This is a genomic window from Seinonella peptonophila, assembly GCF_900129355.1.
Taxonomy (GTDB): domain Bacteria; phylum Bacillota; class Bacilli; order Thermoactinomycetales; family Thermoactinomycetaceae; genus Seinonella; species Seinonella peptonophila.
This window is the reverse complement of the sequence record NZ_FQVL01000002.1, coordinates 175,613-188,049: the sequence shown is the minus strand read 5'-3', so window position 1 is coordinate 188,049 and position 12,437 is coordinate 175,613. Positions and strand designations below refer to the sequence as shown.

The 12,437-nt window shown below is 38.6% G+C and carries 10 protein-coding genes; 5 read left to right on the top strand and 5 right to left on the bottom strand.

Annotated elements, in window-relative coordinates; all coding sequences use genetic code 11:
* The first annotated feature begins 177 nt into the window (after positions 1–177).
* The 4 genes from BUB71_RS05250 (at position 178) to BUB71_RS05235 (ending at position 5,056) form a co-directional block, all read left to right on the top strand.
* Positions 178–1,329 (top strand): cysteine desulfurase family protein, encoded by a 1,152-nt coding sequence (locus BUB71_RS05250; protein WP_073153392.1) that lies wholly within the window; start codon positions 178–180, stop codon positions 1,327–1,329.
* A gap of 4 nt (positions 1,330–1,333) precedes the next feature.
* The gene (gene thiI, locus BUB71_RS05245; RefSeq protein WP_073153388.1) at positions 1,334–2,533 is read left to right on the top strand and encodes a tRNA uracil 4-sulfurtransferase ThiI; all 1,200 of its coding nucleotides are present in this window, start codon (positions 1,334–1,336) and stop codon (positions 2,531–2,533) included.
* Positions 2,534–2,547: 14 nt separating this feature from the next.
* Positions 2,548–4,218, top strand: a complete 1,671-nt coding sequence (locus tag BUB71_RS05240; protein ID WP_073153385.1) for a M20/M25/M40 family metallo-hydrolase — start codon at positions 2,548–2,550, stop codon at positions 4,216–4,218.
* A 148-nt stretch (positions 4,219–4,366) separates the two neighbouring features.
* Positions 4,367–5,056, top strand: coding sequence for a TerC family protein (locus BUB71_RS05235; protein WP_245815527.1), 690 nt, complete (start codon positions 4,367–4,369; stop codon positions 5,054–5,056).
* A 53-nt stretch (positions 5,057–5,109) separates the two neighbouring features.
* Here BUB71_RS05235 and BUB71_RS05230 read toward each other — a convergent pair whose 3' ends face one another.
* From BUB71_RS05230 to BUB71_RS05210, 5 genes are all read right to left on the bottom strand, one after another.
* Complete coding sequence (locus tag BUB71_RS05230) at positions 5,110–6,561, bottom strand: glycoside hydrolase family 1 protein (RefSeq protein ID WP_217653535.1); 1,452 nt, start codon at positions 6,559–6,561, stop codon at positions 5,110–5,112.
* Positions 6,562–6,871: 310 nt separating this feature from the next.
* Positions 6,872–8,329 (bottom strand): glycoside hydrolase family 1 protein, encoded by a 1,458-nt coding sequence (locus BUB71_RS05225; RefSeq protein WP_073153379.1) that lies wholly within the window; start codon positions 8,327–8,329, stop codon positions 6,872–6,874.
* Positions 8,330–8,372: 43 nt separating this feature from the next.
* The gene (locus BUB71_RS05220; RefSeq protein ID WP_073153376.1) at positions 8,373–8,705 is read right to left on the bottom strand and encodes a PTS lactose/cellobiose transporter subunit IIA; all 333 of its coding nucleotides are present in this window, start codon (positions 8,703–8,705) and stop codon (positions 8,373–8,375) included.
* Positions 8,706–8,730: 25 nt separating this feature from the next.
* A complete protein-coding gene (locus tag BUB71_RS05215) occupies positions 8,731–9,969 on the bottom strand; it encodes a PTS sugar transporter subunit IIC (protein ID WP_073153373.1) in 1,239 nt (412 codons plus the stop codon).
* A 23-nt stretch (positions 9,970–9,992) separates the two neighbouring features.
* The gene (locus BUB71_RS05210; protein WP_073153370.1) at positions 9,993–10,304 is read right to left on the bottom strand and encodes a PTS sugar transporter subunit IIB; all 312 of its coding nucleotides are present in this window, start codon (positions 10,302–10,304) and stop codon (positions 9,993–9,995) included.
* A gap of 185 nt (positions 10,305–10,489) precedes the next feature.
* Between BUB71_RS05210 and BUB71_RS05205 the strand changes: the two genes are divergently transcribed.
* Positions 10,490–12,397 carry a BglG family transcription antiterminator gene (locus BUB71_RS05205; RefSeq protein WP_073153367.1) on the top strand — a complete coding sequence of 636 codons (1,908 nt, stop codon included), beginning with the start codon at positions 10,490–10,492 and terminating at the stop codon, positions 12,395–12,397.
* The last annotated feature ends 40 nt before the right edge of the window (positions 12,398–12,437 follow it).

Below are 12,437 nucleotides of genomic sequence, written 5' to 3'. Positions count from 1 at the left end.
ATCACTCGCATGTTCGCCCATTTTTTGTTAAACTCGCAATAGAACGGATATCTTCGATGCAGCGTTCATAAAAAATTCACATAAATGATGTCCTTTTATGAAAGCATCACGAAATGGTCGAGGAGTAGTGAAACTATGATTGCCTAGCATTGTGGTTAGAAAGGAGAGGACTCCCAATTGATCTATCTCGACAATAGCGCAACTACAAAAGTCATCCCTGAAGTTGTCGATGTGATGACAGATATTATGAAGAACATGTATGGGAACCCTTCTTCGTTACATGGACTGGGTGTAAAAGCAGAACGGCTAATTGAAACTTCACGGAAAATCTTAGCCCAAGAACTGGGCGCCCAGCCTCAAGAAATTGTATTTACTTCAGGCGGTACGGAGGCAAACAACTTAGCAATTCGTGGTACAATTGAATCCTATGGACATCGTGGAAAACATATCATAACGACTATGATCGAACACCCTTCTGTTTATGATTTATTTCAGAAATATGAACAAGAAGGATGGCAAGTCACGTATCTCCCTGTTGATCAGCAGGGGAAAGTGAATCTTGCAGCATTAAAACAAGCACTTACGAAAGATACAGTGCTTGTTTCTGTGATGCATGTAAATAATGAAACTGGCGTGATTCAACCGGTTGAACAAATCGGAGAAATATTAAAGCAATATCCAAAGACGTTATTTCATGTGGATGCAGTTCAATCATTTGGTCGCCTTCCACTTCATCCTGTCAAACATCAGATTGATCTACTCACTTTCTCTGGACATAAGATACACGGCCCTAAAGGGATTGGAGCACTTTATATTCAAAAAAATCGACGGATTGCCCCAATGTTGATCGGTGGTGGGCAAGAGTATGATCTTCGTTCAGGAACACAAAATGTCCCTGGAATCGCGGGGCTTGCCAAAGCATTACTCTGGATCAAGCAAAAACGTGTTGCACGATTACCTGCAATGGAAAGCTGGAAGCAAGCGTTTTTAAAATCGATTGAGCAAATACCATTAGTGAAAGTGAATGGCGCAATTAATCGGATAGATAGTGTGCCATACATTATAAATTTATCATTTCCAGGTCTAAAATCAGAAGTAGTTGTTCATGCTTTGGAAGCAGAAAATTGCTATGTTTCGAGTCGATCAGCTTGCTCTTCACGTACGGAAAAAGTGAGTCGTGTGCTACAAGCAATGGGGGCAAGTGATCAACAAGCGATTGGCTCCATTCGAATTAGTCTCGGTTTTTTATCAGAAGCAGATGATTTAAATAGATTAAGTCAACGATTATGCAAGGTAATTCCGCAACTACAGAGAGTTATGAAGGTGTAAAAAGATGAAATATGATGCAATTTTACTTCGTTATGGCGAATTAGCATTAAAAAAGAAAAATAGGCGTATGTTTGAAGAGCAATTAATTTTAAATATCAAAGAGAAATTACAATTGTTTCCGAACACATCGTTAGAGCGGGAATTTGGCCGGCTTTTTGTTGTATTGGAAAATGAACAAGAGCCAGAACCGATTATTGAAAAGTTAAAGGAAGTATTTGGTCTGGTTGGATTTAGTCCTGCCAGACGTGTCTCTTCCGACCTAGAGGAGATAAAAAAAGCAACACTTGATATTGCGCTGAATCAGCCGAGTTCTTATCAGTCATTTAAAATTGAGTCGAAGCGCAGTGATAAACAATTTCCGATTCGCTCTCAACAATTAAACCATGAATTAGGCGGATATGTTCTTGCCAATACGGAAAGATTCGCTGTGGATGTAAGAAATCCTGATTTAGTGATCCATGTTGAGGTAAGAGGAAAATTTTCATATGTCTACGGGAATGATATACTGGGGTTGGGTGGTTTGCCTGTCGGTACAAGTGGTCGAGTTCTACTTTTGCTCTCTGGAGGGATTGATAGCCCGGTCGCTGGCTATTTGACGAGTAAAAGAGGAGTCGAGCTGCATGCCATCCACTTTCATAGCTATCCATACACCAGTGAACGTGCAAAACAGAAAGTAGTCGATCTGGCACATTTATTAACTCCATTTAGTGGCACAATCCATCTACATGTGGTTCCATTTACCGAGATTCAGACAGAGATTAATCAGCATTGTCTTTCTTCCTATTCAGTTACCATTATGAGACGTTTTATGCTACGAATATCCGAAGCGATTGCGAAAAAACACGGATGTTTAGCTTTAGTGACTGGTGAGAGTTTGGGGCAAGTGGCAAGTCAAACTCTTGAGAGTATGCACACTATCAATGCTGTTACGCATTACCCTTTACTGCGTCCACTAGTAGGAATGGATAAGGTCGAGATCACGAAAATCTCAAAAGAGATTGGTACGTATGAAACGTCAATCTTACCATATGAGGATTGCTGTACTATTTTTCTGCCTAAAAACCCAAAAACTCGTCCGACAATCCAAGCTGCTGTGAAACAAGAATCAGCACTTAAGATTGATGAACTCGTTTCTCGGGCGGTTGAAGGGACGGAATTAATTGTTTGCGAAACAAAGCATGAGGAAGAGTTTGATTATTTTTAGGGGGGAGGATGTGTATGATTGATTTCTATCAAGAGGTATATCGTTTGACACGTCTACTAGTGGAGCAACCGAGTATTGTGGGTACAGTAGATGAAAAGAATATGGCGCAGCTTCTTCATAAGACCCTCCAAGAAAATCCTTATTTCCAGGAAAATCCGAATCACCTCCATTTACAGCCAACAATCCAAGATGATCGTGAAAGATATAATGTATTAGCGTTAGTAAAAGGTAGAAATCCAGATAATAAAGGAACAATTCTTTTGCTTGCTCATATGGATACCGTTGGTGTAGAAGATTATGGGAAATGGAAGCGTTTCGCTTTTTCGCCAGATCAATTACGATCACAATGGCTGGAAAGTTCAGCCATCCCTGAAAATGTAAAGGATGATATCTTAAAAGATGATTGGTTAGGAGGACGAGGCATTCTCGATATGAAATGCGGGATTGCTGTGCAAATCGCCTTAATCAATTATTTTTCAGCTCATCGCGACCAGTTGGATGGTAATATCATGCTCGTGGTCACATGTGATGAAGAAAACGATCATCGAGGCATTTTATCAGCTTTAAAAGAGATTAAGCGTTTAGCTGGTAAAGAACAAATTCACTATATTGGTGCAGTGAATACTGATTATATATCTCCCCGTTTTTTAAATGATCCATCGCGTTATATTTATCTGGGAACAGTAGGAAAACTTTTACCTACCTTCTTTGTTGTGGGTAAAGAGACTCATGCTGGTCAACTTTTTGAGGGATTTGATCCAAACTTGATTCTATCGGAGCTGACAGGTCGTCTAAATTATAACCCTGATTTTTGTGATGTGATGGATGGTGAAATTACCCTTCCTCCAGTATCGCTTAAACAAACTGATTTAAAGAAGCGATATGATGTACAAACTCCACAAACAGCTTTTGCCTATTTTAACTTCTTTGTCCACAGTTGGTCACCGAAAGATGTGCTTGAACGATTAAAAGATGTAACAACGGATGCTTTTGCGGCAGCGATTGAGAAATACGAACAACGCTACCGCCATTTTTGTGAGGTGGCACAATTACCTTACCAATCACAGCAAATTCAACCACGGGTCTATACCTATCATGAATTCTATCAAAAGTGTGTAGAACAATATGAAGGTGAATTTGAGGAGAGCATCCTCAGATATTCTATCAATTTATTAAACGAAGAAAAGCTAGATGTTAGAGAATACTCCTTGAAAATGGTGGAAGAGCTATGGCGATGGGGAGGAGATGGGGAACCGGCGATTATCTTATTCTACTCATCGCCTTATATCCCTCGCATTGTCGTAGATGAATCAGAGAAGAAAAGCAAACATTTGATTGAGGCTGTAAAACGCGCGGTTGAAAAACTGCAACCGCAATGCGAAGAACCGATTCAAATTCGTAAATTTTATCCCTACCTCTCAGATATGAGCTTTGTGGCGATTAGTGATACAGAGTTTGATATTCAACACTTTGAACAAAATATGCCAGCCTGGGGTCGAAAATATCATTATGATGTGGAGTCAATACGTGAATTAGATGTTCCGGTTGTGAATATAGGTCCGTATGGTAAAGATGCTCATAAGCAGTGGGAACGTGTAGAGTTAAATTATTCCATGCAAATCGTCCCAAATCTAGTTGTTCAAGTGATGCGGGAGTTATTTGCATCATATCAATCTAAAAGTTAATTTTTTATAGGTCACTCACTTTATCGATTCAATGACTAAGAGCAACTGTTGCATAAATGGAGGTCGCGATGTACTTTGAAAGGTCTATGCAATTCTTTTAACAAGTGAATCGGCCGTGTTATTTTGAGATAGGGAGAAGGAGCTAGCGATGGAATTGATGTGGACCGATATCGATTTTTGGTTAAGTATTGTATATATTATTATCCTCGACTTAGTACTAAGTGGTGACAACGCTGTTGTTATCGGTATGGCGGCACGAAACTTGCCGATGAAGCAGAGAAAGAAAGCGATCATGATTGGCGCTGGATTAGCAGTGATTCTCCGCGCAGCTTTGACTGCTGTCGCCGCCTATTTGCTCAATATCCCACTAATTATGACGATTGGAGGAGGTTTACTTCTCTGGATCGCGGTGAAGCTATTAGTGGAAGAAGAGCCAGAATCATCAATTGCAGTTGGATCAAATATGCGCACAGCAATTAAAACGATTATTATCGCAGACTTAGTAATGAGCCTAGATAATGTGGTGGCAGTAGCGGGTACAGCACATGGCAATATTGTGTTAGTGGTTTTTGGACTAGCATTTAGTATTCCGATTATTATGTGGGGAAGTAAATGGGTAGCGAACTTGTTAAATCGTTTCACTTGGCTTACCTATGTAGGTTCAGCAATCTTGGGCTATACTGCTGGGAAATTAATCATTGATGATCCTGTGATTGACCGAATGATTGCTGATCAAAATCCTGTAAACCAAGCCTTGCCGATTATCCTTGCTATCTTAGTTGTGTTAGTCGGTTATCTTTGGAAGAAAAAGATCGAGATGGATGGAAAGACGATATGAGCAATATGACCAAACGAAAAACCTTACTAACTTGGGTTAGTAAGGTTTTTCGTTTATAATATTTCACCGTTTGATTCCACTACTTTTTGATACCAAGCAAAACTATCTTTCTTACTTCGTTCTAGTGAGCCGTTTCCATGATCGTCTTTGTCCACATAGATAAAACCATACCGTTTACTCATCTCAGAAGAAGAGCAACTCACGATATCGATCGGTCCCCAGGGGAAGTAGCCTCTGACATCAACACCATCGGCAATCGCTTCTTTGACTTGCCTAATATGTTGGCGTAGGAAATCGATCCGATATGGATCATGAATCTTTCCGTCGGCTGAGATTTGATCATAGGCGCCAATGCCATTTTCCGTGATCATAATCGGTAATTGGTAACGATCATAGTAGAGATTTAACGCAGTTCGCAAACCAATTGGATCAATTGACCAGCCCCATTCACTAGCAGGTAACGCAGGGTTGATATAAGGCTCTCGATGCTGTGCATCAGCGATACGGGTGTAGTAGTAGGAAAACGTTAAAAAATCAGCCGTATTTTTGAGAATCTCTTCATCTTCCTCATCGATTTGTAAATCTATATTGTGATCTTCAAAAAAACGGAATGCATAGCCTGGATAGTAGCCTCTCAAAAGAACATCGGAAAAGAAATATTCCATTTGGTTCATTTTTACAGTTGCTAAAATATCTTCAGGTTTTGTAGTAGCGGAATGGGCGATTGCGTCAAATAACATGATACCGATATGCATGGAAGGATTGATTTGTTTCGCTATTTTTGTCGCTTTTGCACAGGCAACTAGCTCATGGTGAATCCCTTGATATTTTGCTTCCTCAAGATTGGAAACTCGATCAGCTGGAATGCCCAGATGGTTAAATGATTCAAATGAGATAAGATTTATTTGATTGACCAGTATCCAATATTTCACTTTGTGTTGAAATCGTTTAAAGATAACTTCGCAGTATTTGACAAAAAAATCGATTGTTTTCCGATTGTACCAGCCATTATATTCTAAGGCTACATGTAAGGGCATTTCGTAGTGCGAGAGAGTAATCACTGGCTCCATGCCATGTTTCAGTAATTCATCTATCAATCGATCATAAAATAATAATCCAGCTTCGTTTGGTTCACTTTCATCACCATTTGGAAAAATTCTCGACCAGTTGATTGAGGTACGAAAAGCATTCATTCCCGTCTCAGCAAGGAGGGCGATATCTTCTGGATACCGATGATAAAAATCAATTCCTGTTCTTTTTGGATAATAGCCTTTCGTATCTTCTAACGCTCGTTTAATCTCTTGGACCGTAATTTCTTTATTTGAACGCTTTGTGATCTCAACATCTCCTTGATAGCGGTTGATATCGGCGACACATAATCCTTTGCCATCTTCTAGATATGCCCCTTCGCTTTGATTGGCAGCAATGGCTCCGCCCCATAGAAAGTCATTTGGAAAGGTTTTGGGATTTTTTTTCACTATGATTCCTCCAAATTGATTGAACATAGAAGATCTCAGAGTGTTGACAAAGTCCGTGATCGGCGGCTCGTCTCGGGGTTCTCGGCGACGCTCCGACCCGGGCTTGCAAGGATGTGAGCCTGTCCGCGTTCTGACAGCCTTCACGGCCGGGCAAAACTCGCCTCCTTCGGCATCCGCCTGCGGAGACTCGAACAGTTTGCCCGAAAGGAAAATGCCGCTTCAGCTGCCATTCCGCTAAGATGTGCCCGAAATGGAGCTTTGCCGATCACCTCTTCACTCGCTTATTCGGTTTTTCTTCGTGTGATCTTTCTTTTGAATGAGAAAGGTTCATCTGTTGTTATAGCGTTTCTCCGTTTGATCCAATTACTTTTTGATACCAATAAAAGCTATCTTTTTTAATGCGCTTTTTGCTTCCATTTCCGTAATCATCTTGATCTACATATATAAAACCATATCGCTTAGACATTTCTGATGTACCTGCACTGATGATGTCTATACCTGACCATGGTTGATAACCGATTAATTGAACCCCATCTTTGACTGCCTCTATCATCTGTTGAATATGTTGACGATGGTATGCAATCCGATATGCATCATGCACCTTTCCCTCTTCAGTCAGTTCATCTCGGGCACCCAAACCATTTTCAGCAATCAGTAACGGCAGACCACGATATCGTTTGTGTAGGTTATTTAATGCGATCCGTAAGCCGATGGGATCAATTTGCCATCCCCATTCGGAAGTTTCCAGATAGGGATTCATCTTATCTTCACCCATATTCCAAGCAATCGTATCCAATTGATTGTCACCATGTTTGGATACTGTTGTTAAATAATAACTAATGGCGAGAAAATCAATGGTATGTTCAGCTAATAGTTGTTCATCATCAGCTTCTTCCTCTATGGATATATTGTGTTCTTGGAAGTAACGAATGATATAGCTGGGATATGCACCATTTACCATAACGTCTGAAACGAAGAGACCTGCATCCGTTTCCTGCATTGCTGCTAAGACATCTTCAGGCTTTGTACTTGCAGGATATGTGGTCATATCATAGATCATGGAACCCATCTGCATCCCGGGATTGATCTCTTTCCCTATTTTGACGGCTTTTGCATTGGCAACTAATTGATGATGAAGCGCATGGAATTTTGCTGTTTGTAGGTCATCTTCTTCTTGAGCAATCAGTCCAAGCGCAAGATATGCATCAGTCAGTCCAGAATTAAGCTGATTAAAGATGATCCAGTATTTTACTTTAGATTGATATCGTTTTAGAATTGCACGGCAATATCGTTCAAAGAAATGGATTGTTTTGCGATTTTTCCAACCGCCATATGAAGTGATCAATTTTAAAGGCATCTCATAATGAGAGATCGTTACAATCGGTTCAATCCCATGCGCCAACAATGTATCAAAAAGATGATCATAAAATAGGAGCCCCTGTTCATTGGGCGTTTCTTCATCACCATTGGGAAATATCCTTGTCCAATTGATCGAAGTGCGGAAAGAATTTAAGCCTAATTCTTTCAATAAACGAATATCCTGCTCATAATGATGATAAAAATCAATGCCAAATCGTTTTGGATAAATCTTTAACTCATCACGAATGCCTGCCTCGATTTGCTCTCTTGTCTCAAATACAGGGATATCTGATATTTTGTCACGTTCTATATATGGCACTACATCGGCTTGCGAAATCCCTTTTCCATCAATATTCCAAGCTCCCTCACTTTGATTAGCAGCAACTGCACTGCCCCAAAGAAAATGGTCTGGCAATTTGTTCGGTACTTTTTTCATTAGAAATCCTCCTTGATTAGAAGAAATTCGTGCCAATCAGTATTTATTGAGGGTGATTGATTCGCTTACTCATTTGCTCAAAAACTTTTACCAACTGATTGGCTATGTTCCATTCACTCATAATGGTCATCAAAGTATCTTGCGCATGGGCAAATAGTAGTGAAAATTCATGTTTATTACCTTGTGCCTCGCTTTGAATCGTCTCAGTTTGAGCCTTATGAGCAAGCAACGTTTCTTGTTTTGCCTCTTTTAGTTTTTCACGTGCTTCTGTGAATTGTTCCTCCCCCATACATTGAAATGACTCCATGATGAAAGTTCTTGCATTCCCTGCATGAAGGATAATCTTCATCGCTACTTGGCTTATTTCTTCTGTCATTTTCATGACTCCTTTATCACTGTTGTTACACTTCTTCACTTGCTTCTAATTTTAGTTCTTGATTGTCGTATATTTTAAAGAATGGATACCAGATTACCAAGGATAGAGCGGCCAAAACAAAGAATAGAATCACACCCCGCCAATCCCCATTTACCATATAAGTTGAAATGGGATAAGGAATATACCAGAGTTGAAATGCTTTATAAGGAATAGCAACCCAACCAGCTTTTAAGACAAGGTAGGTGATTGCAGGAATGAGTGTGCCATTAATCCAAAATGGAATCATTAAAATAGGATTAAAGACGATAGGAGCTCCAAAGACAATCGGCTCATTAATATTAAAGATAGATGGGGCAATGGTGGCTCGTCCAATCGCTTTTAGTCGACTGGATCGTGCAAAGAGAAGCAGGATACCCAGTGTTAATGTAAATCCAATTCCCCCTGCTGCCATCCAGCCTGAGAAATAAACTTCTTGGGTGAAGATATTCGTGGGCTCCAATCCTTTTTGTACCATAGCAGCATTATCGGCAATTGCTTTGACCATAATGGGAAAGGTGATCGGATTTAAAACCCAGGTACTGATCCCAAAAGAGTAAAAGAAAACCATAATAAAAGATAAAACAACAACGCCCCAGAAACTCTGACTAATATAGGATAAAGGTTGGAAGATCGTCACGATTAGGTTGAAAAAATCGAACTTCAATTGCGCAACAAGCCATCCAGCAAAGAGAAGAATGGTAATCGGAAGTAATGAATCAAACCAAACAATGATAAAATCTGGGAGGGATGATTCCTTTTTGAAAAATGAGAACTTAGCAAACTGTAGCATCACAAATCCAACAATGAGTCCAATAATAATCGAGACGAACATACCCGTTGCCCCAAAGCGTTCAAATAAGAATGTAATCTTTCCGTCCTTGGCAATCACAGGGCTGATCAGCATCAGATAAAGAGTTACAGAAGTAAGTCCTGCTAAAGTTTTTTTGTCGTTTATTTTATTTTTGTCCATCACATTATAAGGAATTAAATAGGCAACAAATATCCCTACCATTCCAAAAGAGAAGGAATTGATCAAAGAGAAATCAGGGAGAAGTCCAGGTTTTAGTTCATTGATCAGTGAAATCATAGTGATCAATGAACCGACTAGAATGAAAGGTAGAATGGCCATTACAGAGTCTTGAATCGAAGCAATCCAGATATTTTTGGTGATCTTATTCACTTTTGGGGCAAAAGTATTCTGCATATAATGGATAAGTTTTTCCATTTGTTTCCCCTCTTTCTATTTATTCATGAAGATTGATCTAGTTTTTGGATCAAATCAAGTGCTTTTTGACCATCTAAGCGACCATAGATTGATTGTGGAATGACAGCCACTTTTGCATGATAATTTTCTGCTTCTTTCTTAACCTCTTCTTCCATATATGAAAGATGTGGCCCGATTAGCAGAATATCTACATCCTCGATGAGTTCAGATAATTCTGCTTCACTTCTAGCTAGTACTTCTATCTCTACATTCTGTTTTTTTGCTGCTTTTCGAATTCCCGCGGCCATAAATCCACTGGAAGCTCCACCACCACAGATTAACAGGACTTTTTTCATTACCAATCCCTCCAAATAAAAGTAAACGCTTGCATTTCCTAATTAGGTTGAATTTAGTATCCCATCTTTTAAAATGATGATCCAATAAAAAAGGTTCCTATCCTTAGGAACTAAATTTATCCTCTATGATGAGCTGAACTAATTATGCTAATAATAAATGGGATTATATAAAGGGGTGTTAGAGAATGCGACGAGAAAAAAAAGAGGCATTTCTAAACTTCTTAGAAACACAAAATAACTGGACTCCAGCAAGTAATTTGGCAAACCATTTGCATGTTTCGACACGGACGATCCGTAAATATGTAAGTGAAATCAATAAGGAGAGTCCACTGATTCTTTCATCTCAAGAAGGCTATCGCCTTAACAAAAAAAAGTGGAAGGAAAAAGATTCGATTATACATTTTCCTGATGATACTCCATCAAAGAGAATGAATCTCATCTTAAGAGAGCTGATTCTTCATCCAGAAGGAATCAATATTTTTGATCTAAGCGAGAAGACTTATGTAAGCCTTTCCACAATTGAAAGTGACGTGACACATGCAAATCATTTGATCCAACCTTTTCAATTACGTGTAAAACAGAAAAAGGATCATTTAATTCTTGTAGGAGAAGAGACTGCCAAGAGAAAATTAATGAGCCAAATTATCTCCAATGAGACTTCAAATGATTTCTTAGGTATTGAAACAATCCAAGAAGCTTATCAAGAGTATCATATTGCCCAATTAAAGAACGACCTAAGTGAGATTTTAAGGAATTATGATTTATTGATTAATGAATACATGCTTAATAATATTTTGTTACATCTTGTGATTACGATTGATCGGATTAAGAAAAATAAATGGATTACCCAGCAATTGAAAATGAAGAGCGTAAAAAGTAATTCAGAAATCTTAGCAGCTCGTTCAATTGCGAAAATGATTGAAGATCAGTATGGGATCATTTTTAACGAATCAGAAATCTATTATCTTGTCATTTTATTGGCTAGTAAGACGACATTGTTAAATTATCAATCTATTACGCCGTATACGTTAACACAATTTATTGATAAACATTATGTTGATCTTGCAAAAACATTATTAAAGCGTGTCCATGAATCCTATTTTATTGATATTTCGGATGATGATTTTTTTGTCAAGTTTACGCTACATATCCGAAATTTAATTTTTCGAGCGAAGAATCAGGTTTCTGTAAGAAATCCACTTGTGTTTAAATTAAAAGAAACATATCCTCTGATTTATGAAGTGGCTGTTTTTATTTCAAATGAACTACAACAAATGGAAGCAATCTCAGTAGATGAAGATGAGATTGGTTATATTGCATTTCACATTGGTTCTTATTTTGAAAGAAGAAAGGAACTAGAAAAGAAAATTTTATGTGCAGTCATTTGTCCAAATTACTATGATATGCAGATTGATTTAGTGCAAAAGTTAGAGGAAAAGTTTAGAGATTCAATTGAGATTATACATGTCTCAGCTGAAGCAGTTGATCTAGCAGAAGAGATAGAATTGGTCATTAGTACATTGCCTAGTCATATGGAGCAGACCCCTTCAGTTTTTGTTCATCCTTATATGACTGAGCAAGATTATGAGCGGATTCAGCGACAAATTCTAAAGCTAACTGAGCGGAAAAAGATTGAGAAAGTAAAAGTCTACTTGGAAACATTTTTTTGCGAAGAATTATTTATGAAAAATGTTTATCTGAATTCGCATGAGGAATATATTGCTTTTATGTCAGAATGTATGATGACATATGGCTATGTACATGATGATTATGCTCAAGCTGTATTAGAACGGGAAACGCTTTCTTCAACGGCATTTAATAATCATGTTGCTGTTCCTCATTCTATTAAGATGGATGCACGAAAAACTGGGATTTGTATCATTTTAAACGATCAGCCTGTGAAATGGGGGGATGAGAAAGTCCAAATTATTGCGATGATCGCTATGAATCAACGGGATCGTAAAATATTTAGTCATGTATTTGAGAGTTTTATCAATATTTTATCTGAATGGGATCATGTAAAAGAGCTGATCAAAGCAAAAGATTATCAAGATTTTATGGATAAAATTGTCTATCTCGTGGAGCGCGTTTAACCACCGAAAAAAATAGGTGGTTTTTATTTGGAGATTCATG